The following is a 24,697-nucleotide window of genomic DNA, read 5'->3' on the forward strand; positions in this document are numbered from 1 at the left end:
GGCTAGCGTGAGCGATTTATTATCCCAAGACGAAATTGATGCACTCTTACACGGCGTTGATGAAGTCGAAGAGGAAGATATACACGAAGGTGAAGACGGCGAAGGCAGTACATTACAGTATGACTTTTCTTCGCAAGATCGGATCGTGCGTGGTCGCATGCCGACCCTGGAAATTGTTAACGAGCGGTTTGCTCGTCACATGCGAATAAGCTTATTTAACATGATGCGCCGCACCGCAGAGGTGTCGATTAATGGCGTACAAATGATTAAATTTGGCGAATACATTCATACCTTATTTGTACCAACAAGTTTAAATATGGTGCGTTTTAGACCGCTAAAAGGCACTGGCCTTATCACCATGGAAGCACGTTTAGTGTTTATTTTGGTAGATAACTTTTTTGGTGGTGACGGGCGTTACCATGCCAAAATTGAAGGCCGCGAATTTACCCCTACCGAACGTCGAATCGTGCAAATGCTACTAAAAATTATCTTTGAAGATTACAAAGAAGCATGGGCACCGGTTATGGACGTGTCGTTTGAATACCTCGATTCAGAAGTAAACCCAGCAATGGCTAACATTGTGAGCCCTACTGAGGTTGTGGTTATTAGCTCTTTTCATATTGAATTAGATGGCGGTGGTGGCGATTTTCACATCGCTTTGCCGTATTCAATGCTTGAACCCATTAGAGAGCTATTAGATGCGGGTGTACAATCGGATACAGAAGACACCGATTTGCGCTGGAGCAAAGCTTTACGCGATGAAATTATGGACGTTGAGGTTGATATGTCGACTCAACTTCTTGAGGTGGATTTGTCTCTTAAACAAATAATGGAACTTAAAGCGGGCGATATTATACCGGTAGAAATGCCAGAGCATATTACGGTATTTGTTGAGGAGTTACCTACATTTAGAGCTAAAATGGGTCGTTCTCGCGATAACGTTGCGCTACAAATTAGTGAAAAAATTAAACGCCCTGATTCAGTTAAATCTGAGCTGCATGTATTTACCAAAGGCGGCAAGAAAATTGATTCAGATGCAGAATTAGCAGAACTAGAAGATGATTTACACCTTTCTGACGGTGTAGACTTAGACTGGTAATTGATTAAAAGGTTAAAAGTATGAGCGATGATCAAGATACAATGGACGAATGGGCAGCAGCCCTAGCTGAAGCCGAAGGCGGTGATGAGAGCGCCGAAGCGCATGTAGCAGAGCTTGATGAACTAAGTGATGCTAAACATGAACTTAGCGGTGACGAAAAGCGTAAACTCGATACAATTTTAGATATTCCTGTGACTATTTCTATGGAAGTAGGGCGCTCTAAAATAAATATTCGTAACTTACTGCAGCTAAACCAAGGCTCTGTTGTTGAACTAGACCGCGTAGCCGGTGAGCCACTGGATGTATTAGTAAATGGTACGCTTATTGCCCATGGCGAAGTGGTTGTAGTAAATGATAAATTTGGTATTCGTTTAACGGATGTTATTAGCCAGGTAGAGCGGATCAAAAAATTACGATGAGCTCCCTTGCTGCTTTAACAAACTCAGTATTTACAAAGGCAGAAACGTTAACACCTACGGCCGACATTTTGTCTATGGTGTTGTCGTTGGTTGCGGTGCTAGTACTGATTGTAGTGCTGGCATTTTTTGTTAAAAAACTTAATCCAAATTTAGCTAATAGCGAAGAATTTAAAGTGGTACGAAGCTTACCGCTTGGCTCACGAGAGCGCTTAATGGTGGTTGAAATAGATAATGCACAGCATTTATTAGGGGTCACCCCGCACAGTATTAACTACTTACATAAATTAGACACGCCGTTAAGTGAAAAAGAACTGCCAGAACTTGCTAAGCGATTTAGCAAACTACTAAACCCGCAAACGAATCAAAATAAAAAGAATTAACCCTATGATAAAGTGGCTGCTGATTATTTTAGCTGTGTTATTTGTACCTGCTGCAAGCAGTGCAGAGGGCATAGACGCTCTAACCATTACAACCAATGCCGACGGGACGCAAGATTACTCTGTAACCTTGCAAGTACTGGCAATTATGACGGCGCTGAGCTTTATTCCTGCCGCCATAATTATGATGACTTCGTTTACCCGTATTATTGTTGTACTGGCTATTTTGCGCCAAGCCATTGGTTTACAATCAACACCTTCAAACCAAGTTTTATTAGGGATGTCGCTTTTTTTAAGTATTTTTATTATGGCGCCTATTTATCAGCAAGTTAACGAGCGTGCGATAGAACCTTATTTAAATGAACAAGTTACTTCGGTACAAGCATTAGAGCTTGCAAAGGAGCCCATGAAGGCCTTTATGCTCTCGCAGGTACGATTAAAAGACTTAGAAACGTTTGCCAAAATAGCTGGTTATGAGCAGCTTGATTCGCCAGAGGCCACACCGCTTATTGTGTTAATACCTGCATTTGTGACCAGTGAACTACAAACCGCGTTTATTATTGGTTTTATGTTTTTTATACCGTTTTTAATTGTGGATTTAGTGGTTGCCTCGGTATTAATGGCAATGGGTATGATGATGCTCTCGCCAATGATAGTGTCCTTGCCTTTTAAAATAATGTTATTTGTACTGGTCGATGGCTGGAGCCTAGTAATGGGCACATTAGCTAAAAGCTTTGGCCTAGGGACATAAACCATGTTTTACATTCGCACTTTTAAACATTAGGAGTACAACATGGAACCAGAGATTTTTGTTGATATTCTTAGCGATGCACTGTTTTTAGTTATTAAGCTGGTATCAGCTATTGTGGTACCTGGTTTACTTGTTGGTTTAGTGGTGGCGGTGTTCCAAGCGGCAACCTCAATTAATGAACAAACCCTAAGTTTTTTACCGCGCTTATTAATTACCATTGGGGCACTTATTGTAGGTGGGCATTGGCTTACTCAAGAGCTAATGGACTTTTTTACCCGCCTGGTTTTACTCATTCCTGAAATTGCAGGCTAATTGTGGAATTTCCTTTTTCTGTTGTTATTCAATGGTTAAGTGATTTTTTACTGCCTTTAGTTCGCATCAGCTCTATGATCATGATTATGGCGGGCTTAGGCGCACAAAACGTACCTACCCGCATTAAAATGGGATTGGCGGTAGTGGTAACGTTTTTAGTGGTGCCAGCGCTGCCTCCAGCAACATTTACTAATTTATTTTCTTTTGAAATGGTGCTGGTGGTTATTCAGCAAATGTTGATAGGTGTTGCGATAGGGTTTGCCTCTACGCTAATGCTAAATACTTTTGTGCTTGCTGGGCAAATACTGGCAATGCAAACCGGTTTGGGCTTTGCCTCTGTTATAGACCCTTCAAATGGTGCGAGTGTGCCTGCAGTTGGCCAGTTTTACTTAATTTTAGCGACCTTGTTATTTTTTGTTTTTAATGGCCATTTAATGATGATTCAAATGGTGGTGCATAGTTTTTCGGTGTTGCCTATAAACGGCCAGTGGTGGGCTGTTGATCATTACTGGGACATAGTAACGTGGGGCAGCTGGATGTTTACCACTGCATTGGTATTGGCTTTAGCCCCCCTTACGGCCATGCTCATTATTAATATTTCATTTGGTATTATGACCCGCGCAGCACCGCAATTAAACATTTTCTCAATAGGTTTTCCGTTTACATTAGTTGCCGGTTTAATGATTATTTGGGCTACCTTGGGTAATTTTGTAACCCAATTTGAGTTTCAGTGGTTAAAAATGATTGAGCTAATGTGTAGCCTTGTTGGCTGTACGGTGTAGGAGGGGCAATGGCTGAAGATTCAGGTCAAGAAAAAACAGAAGAACCCACCTCCAAAAAGCTCGAAGATGCTAAAAAGAAAGGTCAAATAGCACGCTCAAAAGAGCTAGGGACTATGTTTGTACTTATTTTTTCTGCAATTTCGTTGCTGTTGTATGGGCCCGAAATAGGCAAAGGCTTATACAATATTATGGGCAGGATGCTGTCTTTAAATCGCAGCGAAACCTACGACACCACTAAAATGTTTGCGGTGTGGAGTGAGGTGGCCAGTGCGTTGCTGTTTCCTATGGCGATGTTTGTTTTAATTATTGTTATTGCAGCATTTATAGGAAATACCTTACTAGGCGGCTTTAATTTTAGTTGGGAAGCCGCGGCACCTAAACCCAGTAAAATGTCGCCAATGAAGGGCTTTAAACGTATGTTTGGCCCACAAGCAGCGATAGAGCTTGTAAAGTCTATATTAAAGTTTGCGCTGGTGGCTATTTTTGCGGTGTTTTTGATTCAAACTTTTTTTGATGAAATTTTGCATTTAAGTATTGAAAGCGCACCTAGTAATATAATACATGCCCTTGAAATACTCTCGTGGATGTTTTTAGGGTTGTCGTGCACCTTGGTGATTATTGCCGCAATAGATGCGCCTTATCAAAGTTATAACCACAACAAACAACTTAAAATGACCATGCAGGAGATCAAAGACGAGTACAAAAACTCAGAGGGTGATCCGCAAATTAAAGCGCGCATTAGGCAAACACAAAGGCAAATGTCGCAGCGAAGAATGATGCAAGATGTTCCCGATGCCGACGTAATTGTAACCAACCCTACTCACTATTCTGTGGCGCTAAAATACGATACTGAGCGAGCAGGTGCACCGATTGTACTTGCCAAAGGGATAGATGAAATGGCTATGCAAATTCGTAAAATAGCCAAAGGTAACGAAGTACCGATTGTAGAATCTCCTATGCTTACGCGGGCGCTTTATCATACTGCTGAAATAGGCCAACAGATCCCAGATCAGCTATTTACCGCTGTCGCTCAAGTTTTAGCCTATGTATTTCAGCTTAAACGGTTTAAAAAAGGGCGTGGTAAACGACCTATTCCGCTTAAGTCTAAACTGCCCATACCTGATGACTTCAAATACGATTAGAGTGTGTTGAGCTAACCACACTTTATAAATATCAACACGCCGCTGCAAATTCAAACCATAAAGCCCATACGCTCTTGTCTCTCACTTGCTTTAAATTTTGCATCAATACTCAATGAATCTATTGCTGACTCTATACTTGGAATAGTTATTGCAAATTCAGGCTAGTGTCAATTTATTGAATTGTAGAGTTATGGATTTTAAAGCGGTATTACAACAACTTAACAAAGATAAAAAAGAGTATGCCAAAGGTGTTGGCACACCGCTATTAGTACTTGCAGCGCTGGGTATGGTTATTTTACCGCTGCCGCCATTTCTTCTTGATATATTATTTTCATTTAATATTGCCCTTGCCTTAGTTGTTTTACTGGTGACTGTTTACACCATGAAACCCCTCGAATTTGGCATGTTTCCCGCGGTATTGTTAATCGCTACAATTATGCGTTTAGCCCTAAATGTTGCCAGTACACGCGTGGTGCTCCTTGAGGGTCACAACGGGGGCGATGCGGCTGGTAAGGTAATTGAAGCGTTTGGCTCAGTGGTTATTGGCGGAAACTACGCGGTAGGTTTAGTGGTGTTTTTAATTTTGATCATCATAAACTTTGTAGTAATAACCAAAGGTGCTGGGCGTATTTCTGAAGTATCGGCTCGTTTCACGCTAGACGCTATGCCGGGTAAACAAATGGCGATTGATGCAGACTTAAACGCTGGCTTTATTAGTGCAGAACAAGCACGTGAGCGCCGCAGCGAAGTAACCCGCGAAGCCGACTTTTACGGCTCTATGGATGGGGCGAGTAAGTTTGTAAAAGGCGATGCCATTGCCGGTATCGTGATATTAATTATTAATATTGTTGGCGGCTTATTTGTGGGCATGATCCAACATGACTTGAGCTTTAGCCGCGCAATGGAAGTATATACTTTGCTTACCATTGGTGACGGCCTTGTGGCGCAGCTTCCTTCATTACTGCTCTCTATTGGTACTGCTATTGTTGTTACTCGCCAAAACGAATCACATAACATGGGTGAGCAATTTAAAGCCCAATTAGGGAACGAAAAATCATTATTTATCGCCTCAGGTATTTTAATCATTATGGGGTTGGTTCCGGGTATGCCTCATATTGCTTTTTTAAGTTTAGGCGCACTACTTGGCTACTTAGCTTACTTTACTCAGCAGCAAAAATTAAAAGCCGCTGCTCTAGCAGCCCAAGAGGCTGAAAGTGGTGCCGTTGCCGGTACTGGCGTTGCAAACAAGCAAGAGCAAAAAGAGCTTGGATGGGACGATGTACAACAAATTGACGTTATTGGCTTAGAAGTTGGCTACAGGCTTATTCCGCTTGTTGACCAATCTCAAGGTGGTGAGCTGCTCAACCGAATTAAAGGGGTGCGTAAAAAGTTATCTCAGGAGCTTGGCTTTTTAGTACCGCCTGTACATATTCGCGATAACTTAGAGTTAGACCCTAATGCGTACCGTATTACCATGATGGGGGTTTCAAGTGGTGAAGGCGAACTCAAACATGGCGATGAACTGGCCATCAACCCAGGGCAAGTATTTGGCCCGATTAAAGGGGTTGAAACCAAAGACCCAGCATTTGGCCTAGATGCGGTGTGGATAAAGCCTGATCAAAAAGACGAAGCACAGTCACTAGGTTACACCGTGGTTGACTCAGCCACTGTGGTAGCCACCCATATTAGCCAGTTATTAACTAACAGTGCCGCATTATTACTAGGGCATGAGGAGGTTCAAAACCTGCTTGATATGTTAGCTAAAAGCCATCCACGTTTAGTAGAAGGGTTAGTGCCAGAAGTACTACCACTGACAACCGTTGTAAAAGTACTGCAAAATTTATTAAACGAAGGTGTGGCTATTCGTGATATGCGCTCTATTGTTCAAACCCTTGTAGAGTACGGCCCACGTAGCCAAGATGCCGATGTTTTAACAGCTGCAGTGCGTATTTCGCTGCGCCGTTTAATAGTTCAAGACGCTGTGGGAATGTCATCAGAAATCCCTGTCATAACCTTGGCGCCTGAGTTGGAACAGATGTTGCATCAGTCATTGCAAAATGCAGGCGACGAAGGTGCCGGAATAGAACCAAGCCTTGCTGAGCGACTTCAAACATCATTAAACGAAGCGCATCAGAATCAAGAAATGGCCGGAGAACCTTCAATATTGCTAACGTCAGGAATGTTACGCACTGTGTTATCTCGCTTTGTTAAGTACACCATACCGGGTTTAAGGGTGATGTCTTATCAAGAGGTACCAGATGAAAGACAGATCAAGATTGTCAGCTCAGTAGGCCAACAATAAAGATTTTAACAGGGGTTGAACCATGAAGATTAAACGTTTTTTTGCAAAAGATATGCGCACCGCACTGAAAGAAGTTAAAGATGAGCTAGGTGTTGATGCCGTTATTATGTCGAACAAAAAACTCGCTAATGGTGTAGAAATTGTTGCCGCAGTAGATTACGACAAAGCAGCCCCTAAAGCCGCAGCACAACCACAGGCAGCGCCTGCTCCGCAAAGAGCCGTGCAACAGCCTACTCATAACTTTGTAAAGCCAGAGCCTAAGCGTGCGCAACCTGAGCCACAAGCAAAAGTAGCTGATAGCTTACAAGCTTTATTAGAGCGTCAGTCGCCACGCCCTCGCTCTCCTGAGCTAGCCTCTATGTTTTCGCAATCAGGTATTGATACGTCTGAGCATTACCAAGAGCCAGCACAGCCACGTACGACAAATATGTTTGCTCGCGAAAATGAAGCGCCAAAACGCATGCAAACCCAAGCAGACAGCCTAGGCTTTGATGATTTAGATCAAGACTTTGACGATTTAGATGCGCCGGTTGCACCACGTAGCCAAACTAATAACAACGAAAGCGCCCAAATGAGCGCGATGCGTGATGAAATGAACGCAATTCGCCAGTTACTAGAACACCAAGTATCGGGTTTAATGCAGCAAGATATGGCACGTCGCGACCCTACACGTGCATGCATGATTGACCGTTTAGTTGGCATGGGAATAGATAAAGACGTTGCAGAGCAAATGGCGTGTTTTATCCCAGATGACGTATCGCGTCAGCAAGGTTGGAAAGCATTATTGCAAATGGTTGAAGATCAAATGCAAACCACCAATAACGAAATTCTTCGCCAAGGGGGTGTGTATGCCCTTGTTGGGCCTACTGGTGTAGGTAAAACAACCACAGTTGCTAAACTTGCCGCATTAGGCGCACAAAAGTATGGCGCCGACAAAGTTGCCCTAATCACCACTGATACATACAGAATTGGTGCGTATGAGCAGCTTGCAACGTATGGTCGTATTATTGGTTGTGGTGTTAAACAAGTAAAAGATGCCAATGAATTAGCTGAAGTTTTATATCATTTACGCAATAAGCGTCTAGTATTAATTGATACAGCGGGTATGAGCCAACGTGATTTACGCCTTACAGAGCAATTAAATACGTTAATGCGCAACCAGCGAGTAGATATACGTAGTTATTTAGTATTAAGTGCCACAGCACAAATAAATGTACTGCAAGAAACCGTAAGACATTTTAAAAAGGTTCAGCTAAGCGGTTGTATTTTCACTAAGTTAGATGAATCATTAAGTTTAGGTGAGATTATTAGTATAGCGATTCAAAATCGCCTTCCAATAGGGTATCTTACTAATGGTCAGCGTGTACCAGAAGATATTCGCGTTGCAAATGCTGAAAAACTAGTAAAAAAAGCTGAGCAATTGTATTTAAAAAGAGCAAAAGCACAACATTCAAGACACCAAGCAGTGGCGTCAAGCACAGTAGGGATGTATGATTAACACAGTATTAGATCAAGCAAGCGGCCTGCGCAAAATGAGTCAAAACAACAACAACGGCGTAAAAGTTATCGCTGTCACCGGCGGTAAAGGAGGGGTGGGTAAAACCAACGTCTCTTTAAATACTGCTATTGCTTTAGGGCAGCAGGGTAATCGTGTATTAGTATTAGATGCCGATTTAGGCCTAGCTAATTGTGATGTAATGCTAGGACTACGTGTTGAAAAAAACTTATCTCATGTCCTTTCAGGCGAGTGCGAACTTGACGAGATTTTAGTTGAAGGCCCAGGCGGTATTAAAATCGTGCCTGCTACATCAGGCTCGCAAAGTATGGTGGAGCTAACCCCATCTGAGCATGCTGGGTTAATTCGTGCCTTTAGTGAGCTTAATACCGAATTTGATATTTTAATTGTAGATACCGCCGCTGGTATTTCTGACATGGTGCTGAGTTTTTCTCGTGCAGCGCAAGATGTCATGGTGGTGGTGTGTGACGAGCCGACCTCTATTACTGATGCCTACGCGCTTATTAAAGTACTTAGCCGCGAGCATGGCGTTTATAAATTTAAAATTGTTGCAAACATGGTGCGCAGTATGCGCGAGGGCCAAGAGCTTTTTGCAAAGCTCTCTAAAGTAACAGACCGCTTTTTAGATGTGTCTATGGAGCTTGTTGCGACTATTCCATATGATGAAAATATGCGTAAATCTACGCGCAAACAAAAAGTAATTGTCGATCTTTTCCCTAATTCACCAGCAGCAGTCGCGTTTAAAACATTAGCGACAAAAGCAGTAAAATGGCCTATACCTAATCAACCTTCAGGACATTTAGAGTTTTTCATTGAGAAGCTAGTAAACGGCTGATTATGACAACATCGGTGAAAAGAGCTATGGGATATCAATCAACACAAAATTTAAATGTGATTGTTGAAAAGCACGCGTCGCTTGTCAAAAAAGTGGCGTGCCATTTAATAGCTCGTCTTCCTCCTAGCGTTCAGCTTGATGACTTAATCCAATCGGGAATGATTGGCCTTATCGAGGCCTCAAAAAACTTTGACGCCAGTAAAGGGGCAAGCTTTGAAACGTTTGCTGGTATTCGTATTCGCGGCGCTATGCTTGATGAAATGCGCAGAGGGGATTGGGCACCACGTTCGGTGCACCGCAAAAGCCGATTAGTAGCCGAAACCATCACAGAATTAGAAAATAGCTTAAATAGAGAACCAAAAGATACTGAAGTAGCTGAAAAACTTGATATTTCGCTAGAAGAATACCATCATATTTTAAATGATGTTAATTCCAGTAAAGTGCTTGGTATAGAAGACCTAGGGGTAGATGAAGATGTTATTAGCCCTGCAGGTCAAGATTTAGCGCTAGACAAACCATTTAATAATGTTAAAAATGAACGGTTTAATAATTCATTGTTAGAGGCAATAAAGTCTTTACCAGAGCGAGATGCAATGGTGCTTTCTTTGTATTACAACGATGAAATGAATTTAAAAGAAATTGGGCATATACTCGATGTAAGTGAATCGCGTGTAAGTCAGATACATGGTCAGGCGATGATTAAGCTCAAAGCAAAAATCAATGACTGGATAAACTAGTAGTAAGTAAATTATAGGTTAAGACCTCACCGGAGGATGTTTTGGATAAAAACATGAAAATTCTTGTTGTTGATGATTTCTCTACAATGAGACGTATTATAAAAAATCTGTTGCGTGACCTAGGGTTCACGAATGTTCAAGAAGCTGACGATGGTTCTACAGCATTACCTATGTTGCAAAATCAGGTTTTTGACTTTGTTGTAACCGATTGGAACATGCCAGGCATGCAGGGTATTGACTTGCTAAGAGCCATTAGAGCTGACGAAAAATTAAAACATATTCCGGTTTTAATGGTGACGGCAGAAGCTAAAAAAGAACAAATAATAGCGGCAGCGCAAGCAGGTGTTAATGGCTATATTGTTAAGCCATTTACTGCTGGTACTTTGAAAACTAAATTAGAAAAAGTGTTTGAACGCTTAGGTTAATGAGAGGAGAGGCTTATGTCAGCACCAGCTGCGCCTCAAATTACTTTAGAACAAGCTCGTCAGCTCGTCGTTTTTTTAGAAAACGGTGAGCAAGATAAAGCAGATCAATTAATTTTAGATACTGCCTCTCAAGAGCAATCGCAGCTTTTTGCTGAAGTAGGTAAGTTAACACGCCAATTACACGAAGCCCTTAAAAGCTTTGAACTTGATACGCGTTTAACCGATTTAACCACTGATGCAATACCGGATGCGAAAAAGCGCTTAAACTATGTCATGGAAATGACAGAAAATGCAGCTAATAAGACAATGGATGCGGTCGAAGCAAGCCTTCCTATTGCGCAGCAGCTAGCAGATGAAATTGCACATATTAAGCCTACTTGGGATAGGCTTATGAACCGCGAAATAGAGCTGGGCGAGTTTAAAACCTTATGCCACAGCATCGACAAGTTTATGAACAGCTCTCATCATAAAACCGATGAGTTGCAAACTTTAATGACCAATGTACTAATGGCGCAGGATTTTCAAGATTTAACCGGCCAGGTTATCCGCCGTGTAATTGAATTAGTCAGAGAAGTAGAAGAAAGTTTAATCCACCTTTTAACAGCATTTGCTGCACAAGATGACAGCATTGTTGAAAGTAAAGAACAACAAGAAACAGAAGAACTGGTTGCCGCACAAACATTAGCAGGTCCTGAAGGCCCTATTATTGATAAAGAGTCGCGAAATGATGTTGTATCTGACCAAGACGAGGTCGATGACCTATTATCAAGTTTGGGCTTCTAAGAGGAGAGTAACTGCATGAGCTTTGAAGTCGATGAAGATATTTTACAAGACTTTCTTGTAGAGGCTGGAGAAATCCTAGAGCTTTTATCTGAACAGTTAGTTGAGCTAGAAAATAACCCAGAAGATACTGAGTTACTAAATGCTATTTTTAGGGGCTTTCATACCGTAAAAGGGGGGGCAGGCTTTTTAGCTATGACTGAGCTTGTTGATGCCTGTCATGGTGCTGAAAACGTATTTGATCTCTTACGCCAAGGGGTTAGAACTGTTAATTCAGAATTAATGGATGTGATTTTACAAGCACTAGATACCATTAATGAAATGTTTGCCACTATTCAAAACCGCGAACAGCCAGACCCAGCAGACCCTCAATTATTAGAAACCCTTCACAAACTTGGTCAACCGCCTACGGATGACGAGCTTACTGAAACAGCCCCCGAAGTTGTTGAACAAGAACCCGCAGCTCCCGTTAGCGCAACAGATGATGAAGACCCATTTGCATTTGATGAACTATTTGATGTGGCAGGTTCAAGCCCTTCAGCAGATAGCACGCAAATTGATGAAATTACAGAAGATGAATTTGAAAGCTTACTCGATGAGCTACACGGCAAAGGGCAAAGCCCAGTGTCGCAACCAAGTGCAGAGCCAGATTCAAGTTCAGATATAACCGATGATGAATTTGACAGTTTATTAGATGAATTACACGGTGTAGGTAGTTTTGGTCCGGTTGCAGGAGATACTTCAAGCAGTGAGCCAGAAGTAAAACACACAGCACCACCAGCGGCTGTTACAAATGATAGCGGTGATGATGAAATCAGCGATGATGAATTTGAAGCACTGCTTGATGAATTGCATGGTAAAGGTGCCGCACCAGAATCAAAAGAAGCTGACACACCTGCACCGCAGCCACCTAAGGCTGCACCTGTAGCACAAACGCCAGCAAAACCTACGCCAGTACCTGCAGTAAAACAAGCTCCGGCGGCAAAAGCCGCTGCGCCTACACCTAAAGTGGCTGAAAAACCAGCGAGTAGCGCTGCACCTAAAAAAGCTACGCCTCCACCTGCTGAAACCACAGTACGTGTTGATACAAAGCGTTTAGATCAAATAATGAATATGGTTGGCGAGTTGGTATTAGTACGAAATAGGTTGGTCAGTTTAGCGACCAATACAGACAGTGAAGCGATGGGTAAGGCGATATCAAATCTTGATGTGGTCACTGCTGATATTCAAGGTGCAGTAATGCAAACGCGAATGCAGCCTATCAAAAAAGTGTTTGGCCGATTCCCTCGCGTAGTACGTGACTTAGCCCGTAGCTTAAATAAAGAAATTGATTTACAGCTTGTAGGTGAAGAAACCGATTTAGATAAAAACTTAGTTGAGGCACTGGCCGATCCGTTGGTGCATTTAGTACGAAACTCAGTTGACCACGGAATTGAAATGCCAGCAGCGCGTGAAGCTGCGGGTAAGCCTAGAACTGGTAACGTTACATTATCGGCTTCGCAAGAAGGCGACCATATTTTGTTAACCATTAAAGATGATGGTGCAGGTATGGATGCGGAAAAACTGAAAAAAATAGCGATCAGTAAAGGCGTTATTGATCATGATCAGGCAAGTCGCTTAACAGATACAGAAGCGTATAACTTAATATTTGCACCAGGCTTTTCGACCAAAGAAGAGATATCTGATATTTCTGGTCGTGGCGTAGGCATGGATGTAGTAAAAACTAAAATTACGCAGCTTAATGGCTCTGTGAGTATACAGTCAGAGTTGGGCGTAGGGACTATTTTAGAGATAAAAGTACCATTAACACTGGCTATTTTACCTACGCTGATGGTTATTGTTGGTGAGCAAACGTTTGCGTTACCACTTGCTGGTGTGAGTGAAATATTCCACTTAGATTTAACCAAAACCAATGTGGTAGATGGTCAGCTTACAATTATTGTTCGTAAAAAAGCGATACCGCTATTTTACTTAGAGCATTGGCTAGTTAAAGGTGCTGATTGTTCTCAGCGAAAAGCGCAAGGTCATGTGGTAATTGTACAAATAGGTACTCAGCAAGTTGGCTTTGTGGTTGATTCATTAATTGGCCAAGAAGAAGTTGTTATTAAGCCTCTTGATGCGTTATTACAAGGTACGCCTGGAATGGCTGGTGCAACAATTACATCTGACGGTGGTATTGCGCTGATTCTGGATGTACCTAATATGCTTAAGCATTACGCAGGATAAAATGTAGGCATACCTGTGTATGCCTACACATAAATTTAATAAGAGAGCGCAATGGCCGTAAAAGTTTTAGTTGTTGACGATTCCAGTTTTTTTCGCCGTCGAGTAAGCGAAATTCTTGAACAAGACAGCGGTATTGAAGTAATAGGTTTTGCTGTTAACGGTAGAGAAGCCGTAGAAAAAACAGCGCAGTTACGTCCAGATATGATCACCATGGATGTAGAAATGCCTGTGCTTGATGGTATTAGCGCAGTAAAAGAAATTATGGCGAGTAACCCAACGCCAATACTTATGTTTTCTTCATTAACCCGCGACGGTGCAACCGCAACTTTAGATGCACTTGATGCCGGAGCTATGGACTTTTTACCGAAAAAGTTTGAAGACATTGCACGAAATAACGAAGATGCAATCAAGTTATTGCAAGCCAAAGTGAAGGAAATTGGTCGCAGGCGTGCACCACGCCCTGTTAGGCCATTAACATCAAGTAATACTACTGCTCCACCTGCAAGCAAACTAGCCACAACAAGCTCTTCGCTTAAACAACCTGATAGAAGCTTTCAACGTGCTGCCCCAGTGCAGACAACAACTACACCCAGTATGCCCACGCGTGCCAGCGGTAAACACTATCAAATAGTGGCTATTGGCACTTCAACTGGCGGGCCAGTTGCTTTACAAACCATATTAACCCAATTACCTGCTAACTTTGCACACCCTATTTTGTTAATTCAGCACATGCCGGCGGCATTTACGCCTGCGTTTGCGGCACGTTTAAATAGCCTTTGCAAAATACGCGTTAAAGAAGCGCAACAAGGTGACAGGCTAGAAGCCGGCACAGCCTACTTAGCACCTGGTGGACAGCAAATGATGGTAGAGGGGCGAAGTGGTAACAAAACGCTGCGTGTATTTGAAGATAATAGTGAACGTATAAGCTACAAACCAAGCGTTGATGTTACTTTTGCAAGTGTTGCCAAAAGCTACCAAGGAGATGTACTTGCTATTGTTTTAACCGGCATGGGCGCTGATGGGCGTGATGGCGCGCGAATGCTTAAGCAATCTGGCGCAACAATTTGGGCGCAAGATGAAAAAAGCTGTGTGGTATACGGTATGCCTCAAGCCATTGCCAACGCTGGGCTTGCCTCTGAGCATTTAGCGTTAAACGACGTAGCAGCAAGAATAAAAAGAGAGACTGGTTGTGGATAAGCTCTCTGTTTTAGGGTTAATCATTGCGCTGGGCGCTATAGCGATTGGTTACTCTTTAGAGGGTGGCGTTGTCACGGCGTTATTTAATGGCCCTGCACTTATTATTGTACTTGGCGGCACCTTAGGGGCTGTTATGTTGCAAACGGCGACAAGCACCTTTAAAAAAACGCTAAGCATGAGCCATTGGGTGTTTTTTTCACCCCAGTACAATATTGAGCAAGCCATAGAGCAAATTAAAACGTGGTCGCATAAAGCTCGCCAGGAAGGGTACTTAGCGCTTGAAAAAGAGGCACTTAGTCACCCAGATCCTTATGCAGCAAAAGGGCTTAGCTTACTAGTAGATGGGTGTTCGGAGCAAAAGCTACGCGACACCTTAGAAATAGATTTAATGCTTGAACGAGACCGCTTACTTGAAGCAAGTAAAGTGTACGAAGCCATGGGCGGATATAGCCCAACTATAGGCATTTTAGGGGCTGTACTTGGTCTTATTCAAGCAATGTCATTTATTACTGACCCTCAAAAGCTAGGTGCAGGGGTCGCCACCGCATTTATTGCAACAATATATGGGGTGGGTTTAGCTAACTTATTATTTTTACCTATGGCCAATAAGCTTAAGCAGCGAGTAGAGCAAAAAATGCTTTACCATGAAATGATGGCCGAAGGGGTGATTGCTATAAGCCTTGGCGAAAGTCCTATAAACATAGAATTAAAGCTTGAAGCTTATCGCACAGAGCGCCCTAATGTCGTGGTAGAGTAACTTTTATGTTACGCCGGCGCTTACGTCAATCAGCTGAAAAAAATCAACATACAGAACGTTGGTTAGTCTCTTATGCTGATTACATGACCATTATGTTTGCCTTTTTTGTGGTTATGTATGCCATTGCCATAAATAAAGAAGAAAGTTTTCAAATCCTCTCAGACTCCCTAGAACAGGTTTTTGACAAATCAGCAAGGCAGCAATCGCAACAAGGTGAGGGCGTTACAGGTGAAGGGCTACTTACTGACCGAGTTACCCCTGAGCAAGAGATATTGTACGGTGAGAGCATTCAAAAACAGGAGTCTGGCCCAGAGCTGTTAGATGGGCATAGTGATACCAGCAATATAAAACAAAAACATTTAGGTAAACCACTCGATAGTTTGTTAACTAAATTACATTCAGCACTTATTGATGAAATTCGTGATGGAGAAGCCAGTTTAGAGCTCAATCAAGATTGGCTTATTATTGAGCTAAGTTCAGGAATGCTGTTCTCAAGTGGTAGCTCTGTGGCCCATGCGCGAGCTAAGCAAGTCGTAAAAATTGTAAAAGATATTATTGCCCCAGTAGATAACTACATAAGGGTAAGAGGTTACACAGATAACGAAAGTATTCGCAATGAAATGTTTCGCTCTAACTGGGAGTTGTCAGTTGCACGTGCGACCTCTATTTTAGTTGAATTAGAAACGTTAGGAATTAACCCAGCTAGAATGGCAATCGAGGGGTATGGGCAATACTCACCTTTTGCCGAAAACGACACCGCAGCGGGTCGAGCAGAGAATCGTAAAGTTGTTATTGCGCTTTCTAAGTATGGCTTAGTACAACAAACCACCGAAAATGAAGCTGAGCCTGATGAGCAAGTGCAACAAGCTGCGCCTGAGCCAGAGGTCGAACTTCCCTCTGATGATAACTCTATTAAAATAATTCGTTTACCTCATGGTGGCATCAGAATCACCACGCGCAATGAACAGTAATTAGGACTTAATGTGAAGATTTGGACAGTAGCAAATCAAAAGGGCGGTGTAGGTAAAACCACAACGGCTGTCAGTCTTGCTGGTATTTTGGCCTTGCAAGGTAAACGCGTATTACTCATAGATACCGACCCTCATGCCTCACTAACGTACTATTTTGGTATTGATTCTGAAGATTTAGAAGTCAGTGTGTACGATATTTTTGCTCGCGGCACCTCAATGCAAAGTGAAGAAATACTTCAAGCATTGTGCCCCTCTACCATGGAAAACCTGGATATATTGCCCGCGACGATGGCTATAGCAACCCTCGATAGAAGCATGGGCAATAAAACGGGAATGGGCTTAATTTTAAAAAAAACACTTGCAAAAATTAGTGAACATTACGATTATGCGCTGCTTGATTGCCCGCCCGTTTTAGGTGTTTTAATGGTGAACGCATTAGCCGCCAGCGAACGTATTTTAGTGCCTGTGCAAACTGAGTTTTTGGCGCTCAAAGGGCTTGATAGAATGATGCGCACTATGGAATTAATGCAAAGCTCTCAAGCGAAACAGTACCAATATACTATAATCCCTACTATGTATGATAAGCGCACAAAAGCGTCGCTTGAAGCCTACAAAACGTTACAAAATACATATAAAGATAAAGTATGGCCAGGGGTGATCCCCGTTGATACAAAGTTTAGAGATGCAAGCCTTGCACAAAAGGTACCCATAGAGTTTTGCCCACGTTCGCGTGGGGTTTACGCTTATAAAGCGTTATTAGATTATTTAATTGGACAAGGTTAATGAATGAGTAAGCAATTATTTGCTAATGAAAAAGTAATGACTCAATACTTAGGGGCGCTATTATGCGAAGACGAACCTGAGGAAAACCTTGAGCCTGTAGCAAAGCTACTTGAGCAAGTACCTAGTGCCTTACAAAACGACGAAGAACTTTTAAAGCCCAAAGCGCAATTAAAAGTAACCGAGCAGCTTTATTCTTTGCAAGTAAAAGAGAGTAATAGCGAGGCTGACGCCACTATTTCGCCACCGGCACCTATTGAGCCTGAGCCAGTAGAGACACCTGAGGTGCAAACCCAGTTAAGTACAGAACCTGCTCCTTTATTACATAGCCAAGAAGATTACTTTGAAGGTGAATTTCAGGCTCTGTTTTTTGAAGTGGCTGGCTTAACATTGGCTGTTCCTTTGAAAGCGCTTGGAGGAATTCATCAATTAGGTGAAGTAAATCATTTATTTGGTAAGCCAAAGTGGTTTAAAGGCGTTATGCTTAATAGAGATGAAAAGCTAAACGTAGTTGATACTGCCCGTTGGGTAATGCCTGAAAAGTACGATGAAAAGTTAGAGGCGTCTCTTAATTATCAGTATTTAATAACCTTAGGCGATAGCAACTGGGGTTTATTGGCTGAAAAGTTAATAAATAACATTACATTGAGTAAAGAAGATGTAAAATGGCGAAAAAACAGTGGCAAACGCCCTTGGCTTGCCGGTGTTATTAAAGAAAAAATGTGTGCTTTAATAGATGTAGATAATTTAAATGCACTATTAGAAAAAGGCTTAGATAGCCGTCAGTAGTAACGACCATTACGGGGTAACAGCATGAGCGAAGATAGACTATTATCAGCGAATAAAAACGCAGATAACAACGATGAAATTTTACAGTGGGTAACGTTTAAGCTTGAAGAAGAAACGTATGGCGTCAACGTAATGCAGGTGCAAGAAATTTTACGTTATACCGAAATTGCCCCAGTACCTGGAGCACCTTCATACGTTATTGGCATTATAAATTTACGTGGTAACGTAGTCACTGTTATTGATACTCGTGCACGCTTTGGTTTGCCTGCTGCAGATGCAACTGATAACTCTCGCATTTTAATTATTGAAGCAGAAGAGCAAGTAATTGGTATTTTAGCTGATAGTGTTTCTGAAGTTGTGTATTTACGCAGCTCTGAAATAGACAGCGCCCCAAATGTTGGTACCGAAGAAAGCGCTAAGTTTATCCAAGGTGTATGTAACCGCGATAACGAATTACTTATTTTAGTCGATTTAAATAAATTACTTAGCGATGACGAATGGGATGAGTTAAGCGATATTTAAGCTTTACCACTAAAATTATGTTGTTACTCAGTATCGCAATAGCAGCGCTAGGGATAGGTTTAATATCCCTAGCGCTAATTGTTGCATTAAAAAATAAACAGTCGGCGGAGCTTAATGCGGTATCACAGCAATTAAAAGATACCTCAGAGCAAACACATATATTACGCAGTGAAGTGTCTGAGCTCAGAACAGGGCTTTTAAGTATTGGTAAGCGCGTACTTGAAGTTGAGCAACAAAATCAAGAGTTGATGCAACAACAAGCTGCCCAAAAATATGATGACCCAGACGCAAAAATATATTCTCGTGCTGTTAAAATGGTTGAGCTTGGCGCAGATTTAGATGAGGTGATACGCGAGTGCGAGCTTCCTAGGGCTGAGGCTGAACTATTATTTTCGTTACATAAACAAAAAGACGCCTAGCGTCTTTTTTGCTTTTAACTACACGTAATACCAATGTGCAGTAATACTTAATAAAGGGGGTAGGTATAATTCATCCACCTAGTTAGGCCTTTACATTTAGCTTACCTTGAAAGTCTTGCCAGCCAGGTGGGAACTGCCCACGAAGCACGTACGAAAAAGCAATCAATTCAGCAATAACATAATAAAGCTCTTTAGGTATTTCCTCTCCCAATCCTAAGTGTGAGAGTGTTTTAGCAAGTGCTTCATCTTGGTGGATCATAATGCCTTTTTGTTTTGCTGCTGCGATTATTTCATCGGCCAACTCGCCAAACCCTTTTACACTTACCGCGGGGGTACTTCCTGCTTCATACAACAGGCCAATCGCAGATTTATTATTTGCTGCTAAATTAGAGGTGTCAGTCATGTTAAACCTTAATATTTATAATGGCATGCGATTGATAAAACGCTTGATGACTAGCATCTGCGCGTTTTAAGTTTAGCTCGCCTACTTGCAAGCCATGCTGAGCTAATTTAGCCCTGAGGCTATCTAAGTGAGGGTGTGCAATTGCACTTACTTCTTGGCTAGAGGCAAGCAGCTGGCAATCGAGCGCTTTGTCCATAAGCTCAGCCACTATTTGTAATTGCCCTTGCTGTGCATAATCAAAATTTAATCTAACAAACCACACGTTTTTTTCGGTTTTATCTACACTGGCTTTTTTATATTGCCCTAAGGTTATCTCTGTTTGTCCCGCTTCAGGCGGAAGTTTCATCGGAAATAAAAACTGTGCTAGCGGGTTTGTGTCGCTTTGTTGGTTTGGCGTAGTTACTTGTACTTGGCTAAGGGTATTTTTAACTTGTAGCAGCTCTGGGGCAAGCTCTTGTATTTGTGTTAGTTGAAGTTGCTCTAATAGTTTTTCCGCGCCATTACCTACTTTAAAAGTAGGTAAAAGCACATTAAGTAGGGCATCCACGCCTGTGTGGTTATTAAACGTTAGCGAAGTACTTGGTTGGCTTATTATTGGCGCCGCTAAAATAGTAACCGCAAGTTGCTCAAGCCCTTTTGTAAAGCTACTTTGTAGTGTGTCGTTTGGCGTAGTAAGCGGTTGTAAGGTACTTAAAAGCTCTCGTTGTATGGTGGCTGGGTGCACATTAGTACTGGAGACCATTCTATTAAAAGCTTGATTCACTAAACGCGTAAGATCAGGTGTATTTTGTGTAGCTTTACTTGCTATGTCAGTAATTTGGCTACTCAACAATGTCTTAGGGTTGGAAGCACTATTTGGGCGCTCACTCTCTGTTGGCAAATTTAAAAGCGAGGTTAAAAGTTTAGCTTCTGTTGGTTGTAACTGCTGACTTACAGCTGTGTTAAAAAGCGAGTGAGACAAACTGGGTTGATTGGGAGTATTTACCTGTGAAGTTGTGGCATGTAGTGTTTTTAAACTCAGCGGCGCAGAAGCGTTGCCTTGCGTACTTACATTTGTTGGTTGGGCGCTCACTGCTTGGGGCTGAGCTGTGTTGTTTGCTGATTGCCATAACAACACACTCGCCTTTAATTGCTGGGTTATTTGCACTAAAGGAGGCAGCTGCGCAAAGTGTTTAGCTAAAGGGCTGTTAGGGGTAAAAGAATGATTAGCCACTTCTGCGGTTATATTTAGCTTGCTTAAATTAGGGTTTGTTAGCGTGTTTATTGGTGTCGGCGTTTTATTTACATCAAGCTTAGCTTGTTGAGCCTGCAAAGGTGGTGTTTTACTCGCAAAGGGTTTGTTTTCAAAGTATTTAACGGCATCGTTAATTCGCGTTTTTAAATCACTAAAGCTGCTTTGTAACCATGACTTTATAGGGCTTTGTGCACTTAACTGCGGGCTTGTTTTATCAGCGGGGGGTCTGGCTGCATTTTGCTGCTGTGATAAAACCAAGTCGGTAAAGGGTTTACTAAATGAGTTATTAAGTGCGACCTGCATTTTAGGTAAGTTAGTTTTAATGAGCAGCTTATCTGCTTTATTGGTAATATTGACTGCCACGGGCTTGCTAGGCAATTCACTAAGCTGTTTATTAGTTATCGGTGTTGTGAACGAGCCGCTATGCTGAGGGTGCGAAATAATAGCTAATTTAGGCGTTGCTTGTAGTTGCGCGCTGGGCAGTAAGTTAGTTAATAGCTGCGAAATTTTATGCTGGCTGAGAGTTTGAGTATGGACGGTGTCAGCAAAGCGGTTAATAACATTTATTTGTGCGCCTTTATTGGTTGTATTAATAAGTACCTGTAATGGCTGCTCGGTATTTAACAGCTGTGCGGTTTCTTTGTTAATTGCAATACTGGCATTAAGGCTAGGTATCATAAGCTGCGGTGACGGCGAAAGCTGTACATTGACTGGCAAGGGTTTACTTTGTATTTCACTACCGGTACTAACATAATTTAAAAAACGCTGCAGTTGTGATGCGTTGCTAAGTGTAATATTGGTATTGTTAGGAGTAATATTTAGCTGCTTTCCATCAGCGCTGAGCTGTATGTTAGCACTTGCTATTTTGTCTGTATTTTGAGGGGGATGCGTTATGCCTAAGCGTAGAGTTTGCCAGTGTTTATCTATTAAAACATCGAGTGTAATTGAGCCTTTTGAAAACTGAATATTTTTAGCCGCAAGTACCTGCTCTGGTAATTGTACTAATTCGTGCGAAGTGCTCGGGGCGCTTTGGTTATTAACCAATGAATTAGATAATGTGATTTGCGTTGGATTATTCATTATTTTAAATCAAGTTTTCGCTAATTTTCGTGAATCGATTTTAAAGCAATATTCGTATTACCCTATCATTATGGTAGACTAACGCCTAATTTTTGGCATAGAGAAACGTCATCTTGTTACACATTAAGTCCGTCACCTGCATCAAGCAAGAACGTTGTTTGTTTGCGGATCTTAATTTTAGCCTAAATAGCGGTCAAATCATGCAATTAGCGGGTCCTAACGGGGCTGGCAAAACATCATTATTGCGTATTGTCGCAGGCTTTAGTGTGCCTGATGAAGGCGCTATTTTTTATAACCAGCAAGCTATTACCAAGCATTATGAAGAGTACGCCACAGACCTGCTATTTATAGGCCATAAAACCGGTGTCAATGTGCAGCTCAGCGCACTGGAAAACGTACGCCATTGGTTACGCATTAACGGCTATACAAATGAGCCCGACTTATATCCAATTTTAGCTAAGCTTGGCTTAGTGGGCCTTGAAGATGTGCCAGTAAGAATGCTCTCTGCAGGGCAGCAGCGTCGTGTCGCTTTAGTGCGATTATGGTTAAGCGATGCAAAACTATGGGTGCTTGATGAACCCTTTACTGCACTTGATAAAAATGGCGTTGCATTTTTACAACAACGTTTTTCTGAGCACTTAAAAAGTGGTGGCGCTATTTTACTAACAACCCATCAAGATTTAACAACACAGTTTGAAAACCTACAAACGGTGACCTTGGAGTATCGTTACTGATGACTCGTCAACATTCATATTGGCTGCTGTTTAGTGCGGTATTTAGTAAAGATGTAAAGCTTGCGTTTCGCCAGCGTGCTGAAATTATCAATCCTATCTTGTTTTTTCTCATTGTTATTTCTTTATTTCCGTTAGCAATTGGCCCAGAGCCCGGTCTATTAAACAGAATGGCGCCAGGTATTATTTGGGTAGCAGCTTTGCTCTCTACCATGCTTGGACTCGATAAATTATTCAGAGACGACTATAACGATGGCTCGTTGGAGCAGCTAATTGCTTCATCGTACCCGCTATCACTCACCGTGTTGGCTAAAGTCGCGGCGCATTGGGTTGTTACCGGTTTACCATTAGTATTAATGACACCGTTATTTGCTTTATTGCTTAATTTAGAGAGCTCTGCGCTGTTAGCGACCGTATTAACATTATTATTAGGCACGCCACTATTAAGCTTTATTGGTGCAATTGGGGCTGGCCTTACTGTGGGATTACAAAAAGGCGGCATTTTAATGAGCCTATTAGTGTTGCCTTTGTATATTCCTGTTTTAATTTTTGCAACGTCAGCCATTGATACCAGTACTATGTCGCTGGATTATAGCGGGCAGCTTGCCATTCTTGGGGCCATGTTAGTAGTTGCTATTATGTGCGCACCCATCGCCATATCGTCAGCATTAAAAGTGAGTGTAAGTTAATATGTGGAAGTGGTTACATCCCTACGCAAAAGCAGAGCGCGCATATCAATTATGTAATACGTTACTGCCTTATTTTGCCGTTGTTACGGTTATAAGTATGCTTGTTGGTTGGATTTGGGGCTTAGGTTTTGCACCGGCTGATTATCAACAAAAAGACAGCTACCGTATTATTTTCATTCATGTTCCATCGGCTATTTTGTCTATGGGCGCATACTCTTCTATGGCTATAGCAGCTATTGTCGCTTTAGTGTGGCAATTACGTAACGCTGAACTTGCTGTAATTGCTATTGCCCCGGTGGGAGCTTGTGTTACAGCTATTGCCTTAATTACCGGCGCTGCATGGGGTAAACCTATGTGGGGTGCTTGGTGGGTATGGGATGCACGTTTAACCTCTGAACTTATTTTATTGTTTTTATACTTAGGCGTGCTGTCGCTTTACCATGCCTTTGAAGATAAAAAATCAGCAGGGCGCGCAGCGTCTATTTTAGCCATTGTAGGGGTAATTAATTTACCTGTTATTCACTACTCCGTAGAGTGGTGGAACACTCTGCACCAAGGCGCAACAATCACAAAGCTTGATACAAAAGCCATTGACCCAAGTATGTTTTGGCCGCTTATGGTAAACATTTTAGCATTTGCAGCGTTTGTGGGCACTGTAACGTTAATTCGCCTTAAAAATGAAATATTACAACGTGAAAAGCATCGACCTTGGGTTCGAGCCTTGTTAAGTAAGGGGTAAATTATGCAGTTTGACTCTTTTTCTGATTTTATTGCAATGGGAGGCTACGGGTTTTACGTGTGGCTTTCATTTGGTACATGCGCCTTAATTTTGTTGGGCATTTTATTTAGCTCTTTACGTGATACAAAACGTATTATGGCCTCAGTAGAGCAGCAAGTTGCGCGTGAAGCGCGAATTAAAAAAGCGAAGCAGGAACAAATCTCATGAACCCAAGACGTAAAAAACGCCTATTGGTAATTATTGCAGTACTGTTTGGTATTGGTGCCTCTGTAGGCCTAGTGCTTTATGCACTACAAGAAAACATAAACTTATTTTATACACCAAGCGAGCTAATAGACGGCAAAGGCCCAGATAAAGAAAAGCCGCAAATAGGGCAAAAGTTGCGTATTGGCGGTATGGTTGTGCCGGGTTCTGTCGTTCGAAATGAACAAAGTTTACAAGTCAGCTTTAAACTGATTGATACCGGGCCATTGGTAACAATTAAATACCAAGGCATTTTGCCTGACTTATTTCGCGAAGGCCAAGGTATTGTAGCGCAAGGTGTGCTTGTAGAACCAAACGTGATTGAAGCTTTTGAAGTACTGGCTAAGCATGATGAAGAATACATGCCAGCAGAAGTTGCAGAAGCCGTAAAAGGAATTAAACACGAAAAACCAAAATACAACCTAGATAGCGGTAGCTAA

At 42.1% G+C, this 24,697-nt stretch carries 28 protein-coding genes; 26 read left to right on the forward strand and 2 right to left on the reverse strand.

What is annotated here, in order from left to right:
- The first annotated feature begins 7 nt into the window (after window positions 1–7).
- The 21 genes from fliM (at window position 8) to NQT65_RS14790 (ending at window position 19,138) form a co-directional block, all read left to right on the forward strand.
- Window positions 8–1,099 carry a flagellar motor switch protein FliM gene (gene fliM / locus NQT65_RS14690; RefSeq protein WP_004588297.1) on the forward strand — a complete coding sequence of 364 codons (1,092 nt, stop codon included), beginning with the start codon at window positions 8–10 and terminating at the stop codon, window positions 1,097–1,099.
- A gap of 20 nt (window positions 1,100–1,119) precedes the next feature.
- Window positions 1,120–1,518 (forward strand): flagellar motor switch protein FliN, encoded by a 399-nt coding sequence (gene fliN, locus NQT65_RS14695; protein WP_004588298.1) that lies wholly within the window; start codon window positions 1,120–1,122, stop codon window positions 1,516–1,518.
- On the forward strand, window positions 1,515–1,898 hold the full coding sequence (gene fliO / locus NQT65_RS14700; RefSeq protein WP_004588299.1) for a flagellar biosynthetic protein FliO: 384 nt from the start codon (window positions 1,515–1,517) through the stop codon (window positions 1,896–1,898). The genes fliN and fliO overlap by 4 nt, the downstream gene beginning before the upstream one ends.
- 4 nt (window positions 1,899–1,902) lie before the next feature.
- Entirely contained in the window at window positions 1,903–2,646 is a 744-nt protein-coding gene (gene fliP, locus NQT65_RS14705; RefSeq protein WP_004588300.1) for a flagellar type III secretion system pore protein FliP, read from the forward strand.
- A 42-nt stretch (window positions 2,647–2,688) separates the two neighbouring features.
- Window positions 2,689–2,958: a flagellar biosynthesis protein FliQ gene (fliQ, locus tag NQT65_RS14710; RefSeq protein WP_004588301.1), complete on the forward strand. Its 270-nt coding sequence runs from the start codon at window positions 2,689–2,691 to the stop codon at window positions 2,956–2,958.
- Between the two features lie 2 nt (window positions 2,959–2,960).
- Complete coding sequence (fliR, locus tag NQT65_RS14715; RefSeq protein ID WP_004588302.1) at window positions 2,961–3,740, forward strand: flagellar biosynthetic protein FliR; 780 nt, start codon at window positions 2,961–2,963, stop codon at window positions 3,738–3,740.
- An 8-nt stretch (window positions 3,741–3,748) separates the two neighbouring features.
- Window positions 3,749–4,882 (forward strand): flagellar biosynthesis protein FlhB, encoded by a 1,134-nt coding sequence (gene flhB, locus NQT65_RS14720; protein WP_054983002.1) that lies wholly within the window; start codon window positions 3,749–3,751, stop codon window positions 4,880–4,882.
- A 190-nt stretch (window positions 4,883–5,072) separates the two neighbouring features.
- Window positions 5,073–7,184 carry a flagellar biosynthesis protein FlhA gene (gene flhA, locus NQT65_RS14725; protein ID WP_024032312.1) on the forward strand — a complete coding sequence of 704 codons (2,112 nt, stop codon included), beginning with the start codon at window positions 5,073–5,075 and terminating at the stop codon, window positions 7,182–7,184.
- A 22-nt stretch (window positions 7,185–7,206) separates the two neighbouring features.
- Window positions 7,207–8,682, forward strand: coding sequence for a flagellar biosynthesis GTPase FlhF (flhF, locus tag NQT65_RS14730; protein WP_256851454.1), 1,476 nt, complete (start codon window positions 7,207–7,209; stop codon window positions 8,680–8,682).
- Window positions 8,675–9,535, forward strand: coding sequence for a MinD/ParA family ATP-binding protein (locus NQT65_RS14735; RefSeq protein WP_054983003.1), 861 nt, complete (start codon window positions 8,675–8,677; stop codon window positions 9,533–9,535). Before flhF ends, NQT65_RS14735 begins: the two co-directional genes overlap by 8 nt.
- Window positions 9,536–9,561: 26 nt before the next feature.
- Window positions 9,562–10,272 (forward strand): RNA polymerase sigma factor FliA, encoded by a 711-nt coding sequence (locus NQT65_RS14740; RefSeq protein WP_024032309.1) that lies wholly within the window; start codon window positions 9,562–9,564, stop codon window positions 10,270–10,272.
- A gap of 41 nt (window positions 10,273–10,313) precedes the next feature.
- Complete coding sequence (gene cheY / locus NQT65_RS14745; protein ID WP_004588308.1) at window positions 10,314–10,697, forward strand: chemotaxis response regulator CheY; 384 nt, start codon at window positions 10,314–10,316, stop codon at window positions 10,695–10,697.
- A gap of 15 nt (window positions 10,698–10,712) precedes the next feature.
- Window positions 10,713–11,480 (forward strand): protein phosphatase CheZ, encoded by a 768-nt coding sequence (locus NQT65_RS14750; RefSeq protein WP_055015934.1) that lies wholly within the window; start codon window positions 10,713–10,715, stop codon window positions 11,478–11,480.
- A gap of 15 nt (window positions 11,481–11,495) precedes the next feature.
- Window positions 11,496–13,703: a chemotaxis protein CheA gene (locus NQT65_RS14755; RefSeq protein WP_256851455.1), complete on the forward strand. Its 2,208-nt coding sequence runs from the start codon at window positions 11,496–11,498 to the stop codon at window positions 13,701–13,703.
- A 51-nt stretch (window positions 13,704–13,754) separates the two neighbouring features.
- Window positions 13,755–14,900, forward strand: a complete 1,146-nt coding sequence (locus tag NQT65_RS14760; protein WP_256851456.1) for a protein-glutamate methylesterase/protein-glutamine glutaminase — start codon at window positions 13,755–13,757, stop codon at window positions 14,898–14,900.
- Window positions 14,893–15,657, forward strand: a complete 765-nt coding sequence (locus NQT65_RS14765; protein ID WP_029773814.1) for a flagellar motor protein — start codon at window positions 14,893–14,895, stop codon at window positions 15,655–15,657. The genes NQT65_RS14760 and NQT65_RS14765 overlap by 8 nt, the downstream gene beginning before the upstream one ends.
- 5 nt (window positions 15,658–15,662) lie before the next feature.
- Window positions 15,663–16,628, forward strand: coding sequence for a flagellar motor protein MotB (locus NQT65_RS14770; protein ID WP_256845322.1), 966 nt, complete (start codon window positions 15,663–15,665; stop codon window positions 16,626–16,628).
- Between the two features lie 12 nt (window positions 16,629–16,640).
- Window positions 16,641–17,411, forward strand: coding sequence for a ParA family protein (locus NQT65_RS14775; RefSeq protein ID WP_004588314.1), 771 nt, complete (start codon window positions 16,641–16,643; stop codon window positions 17,409–17,411).
- A gap of 3 nt (window positions 17,412–17,414) precedes the next feature.
- Window positions 17,415–18,197, forward strand: coding sequence for a chemotaxis protein CheW (locus tag NQT65_RS14780; protein ID WP_256851457.1), 783 nt, complete (start codon window positions 17,415–17,417; stop codon window positions 18,195–18,197).
- Window positions 18,198–18,221: 24 nt separating this feature from the next.
- The gene (locus tag NQT65_RS14785) at window positions 18,222–18,719 is read left to right on the forward strand and encodes a chemotaxis protein CheW (protein WP_004588316.1); all 498 of its coding nucleotides are present in this window, start codon (window positions 18,222–18,224) and stop codon (window positions 18,717–18,719) included.
- A gap of 17 nt (window positions 18,720–18,736) precedes the next feature.
- The gene (locus NQT65_RS14790) at window positions 18,737–19,138 is read left to right on the forward strand and encodes a DUF2802 domain-containing protein (protein ID WP_004588317.1); all 402 of its coding nucleotides are present in this window, start codon (window positions 18,737–18,739) and stop codon (window positions 19,136–19,138) included.
- An 82-nt stretch (window positions 19,139–19,220) separates the two neighbouring features.
- On the opposite strand, the gene NQT65_RS14795 is transcribed toward NQT65_RS14790, so the two are convergent.
- Entirely contained in the window at window positions 19,221–19,541 is a 321-nt protein-coding gene (locus NQT65_RS14795) for an EscU/YscU/HrcU family type III secretion system export apparatus switch protein (protein ID WP_029773817.1), read from the reverse strand.
- A gap of 1 nt (window position 19,542) precedes the next feature.
- Window positions 19,543–21,855: a flagellar hook-length control protein FliK gene (fliK, locus tag NQT65_RS14800; RefSeq protein WP_256851458.1), complete on the reverse strand. Its 2,313-nt coding sequence runs from the start codon at window positions 21,853–21,855 to the stop codon at window positions 19,543–19,545.
- 113 nt (window positions 21,856–21,968) lie between these two features.
- Between fliK and ccmA the strand changes: the two genes are divergently transcribed.
- The 5 genes from ccmA to ccmE are packed head-to-tail and all read left to right on the forward strand — an operon-like array spanning window position 21,969 to window position 24,697.
- Entirely contained in the window at window positions 21,969–22,589 is a 621-nt protein-coding gene (ccmA, locus tag NQT65_RS14805; protein WP_256851459.1) for a cytochrome c biogenesis heme-transporting ATPase CcmA, read from the forward strand.
- On the forward strand, window positions 22,589–23,275 hold the full coding sequence (gene ccmB, locus NQT65_RS14810) for a heme exporter protein CcmB (protein ID WP_004588321.1): 687 nt from the start codon (window positions 22,589–22,591) through the stop codon (window positions 23,273–23,275). Before ccmA ends, ccmB begins: the two co-directional genes overlap by 1 nt.
- Window position 23,276: 1 nt before the next feature.
- The gene (locus NQT65_RS14815) at window positions 23,277–24,014 is read left to right on the forward strand and encodes a heme ABC transporter permease (RefSeq protein ID WP_004588322.1); all 738 of its coding nucleotides are present in this window, start codon (window positions 23,277–23,279) and stop codon (window positions 24,012–24,014) included.
- Window positions 24,015–24,017: 3 nt separating this feature from the next.
- A complete protein-coding gene (gene ccmD, locus NQT65_RS14820; RefSeq protein ID WP_004588323.1) occupies window positions 24,018–24,221 on the forward strand; it encodes a heme exporter protein CcmD in 204 nt (67 codons plus the stop codon).
- Complete coding sequence (ccmE, locus tag NQT65_RS14825; RefSeq protein WP_126007827.1) at window positions 24,218–24,697, forward strand: cytochrome c maturation protein CcmE; 480 nt, start codon at window positions 24,218–24,220, stop codon at window positions 24,695–24,697. Before ccmD ends, ccmE begins: the two co-directional genes overlap by 4 nt.

Origin of the sequence: Pseudoalteromonas agarivorans (assembly GCF_024518735.1) — a bacterium.
Taxonomy (GTDB): domain Bacteria; phylum Pseudomonadota; class Gammaproteobacteria; order Enterobacterales; family Alteromonadaceae; genus Pseudoalteromonas; species Pseudoalteromonas atlantica.

Excerpts from the sequence above, each read along its gene's own strand:
- fliK (WP_256851458.1), bottom strand. The coding sequence starts at position 21,855 with ATGAATAATCCAACGCAAATCACATTATCTAATTCATTGGTTAATAAC.
- NQT65_RS14790 (WP_004588317.1), top strand. The coding sequence starts at position 18,737 with ATGTTGTTACTCAGTATCGCAATAGCAGCGCTAGGGATAGGTTTAATA.
- NQT65_RS14785 (WP_004588316.1), top strand. The coding sequence starts at position 18,222 with ATGAGCGAAGATAGACTATTATCAGCGAATAAAAACGCAGATAACAAC.
- NQT65_RS14795 (WP_029773817.1), bottom strand. The coding sequence starts at position 19,541 with ATGACTGACACCTCTAATTTAGCAGCAAATAATAAATCTGCGATTGGC.
- fliO (WP_004588299.1), top strand. The coding sequence starts at position 1,515 with ATGAGCTCCCTTGCTGCTTTAACAAACTCAGTATTTACAAAGGCAGAA.
- flhA (WP_024032312.1), top strand. The coding sequence starts at position 5,073 with ATGGATTTTAAAGCGGTATTACAACAACTTAACAAAGATAAAAAAGAG.
- NQT65_RS14815 (WP_004588322.1), top strand. The coding sequence starts at position 23,277 with ATGTGGAAGTGGTTACATCCCTACGCAAAAGCAGAGCGCGCATATCAA.
- NQT65_RS14755 (WP_256851455.1), top strand. The coding sequence starts at position 11,496 with ATGAGCTTTGAAGTCGATGAAGATATTTTACAAGACTTTCTTGTAGAG.
- flhF (WP_256851454.1), top strand. The coding sequence starts at position 7,207 with ATGAAGATTAAACGTTTTTTTGCAAAAGATATGCGCACCGCACTGAAA.
- NQT65_RS14750 (WP_055015934.1), top strand. The coding sequence starts at position 10,713 with ATGTCAGCACCAGCTGCGCCTCAAATTACTTTAGAACAAGCTCGTCAG.
- fliP (WP_004588300.1), top strand. The coding sequence starts at position 1,903 with ATGATAAAGTGGCTGCTGATTATTTTAGCTGTGTTATTTGTACCTGCT.
- NQT65_RS14780 (WP_256851457.1), top strand. The coding sequence starts at position 17,415 with ATGAGTAAGCAATTATTTGCTAATGAAAAAGTAATGACTCAATACTTA.
- NQT65_RS14735 (WP_054983003.1), top strand. The coding sequence starts at position 8,675 with ATGATTAACACAGTATTAGATCAAGCAAGCGGCCTGCGCAAAATGAGT.
- flhB (WP_054983002.1), top strand. The coding sequence starts at position 3,749 with ATGGCTGAAGATTCAGGTCAAGAAAAAACAGAAGAACCCACCTCCAAA.
- fliN (WP_004588298.1), top strand. The coding sequence starts at position 1,120 with ATGAGCGATGATCAAGATACAATGGACGAATGGGCAGCAGCCCTAGCT.
- ccmB (WP_004588321.1), top strand. The coding sequence starts at position 22,589 with ATGACTCGTCAACATTCATATTGGCTGCTGTTTAGTGCGGTATTTAGT.
- ccmE (WP_126007827.1), top strand. The coding sequence starts at position 24,218 with ATGAACCCAAGACGTAAAAAACGCCTATTGGTAATTATTGCAGTACTG.
- fliQ (WP_004588301.1), top strand. The coding sequence starts at position 2,689 with ATGGAACCAGAGATTTTTGTTGATATTCTTAGCGATGCACTGTTTTTA.
- ccmD (WP_004588323.1), top strand. The coding sequence starts at position 24,018 with ATGCAGTTTGACTCTTTTTCTGATTTTATTGCAATGGGAGGCTACGGG.
- NQT65_RS14740 (WP_024032309.1), top strand. The coding sequence starts at position 9,562 with ATGGGATATCAATCAACACAAAATTTAAATGTGATTGTTGAAAAGCAC.
- NQT65_RS14760 (WP_256851456.1), top strand. The coding sequence starts at position 13,755 with ATGGCCGTAAAAGTTTTAGTTGTTGACGATTCCAGTTTTTTTCGCCGT.
- NQT65_RS14770 (WP_256845322.1), top strand. The coding sequence starts at position 15,663 with ATGTTACGCCGGCGCTTACGTCAATCAGCTGAAAAAAATCAACATACA.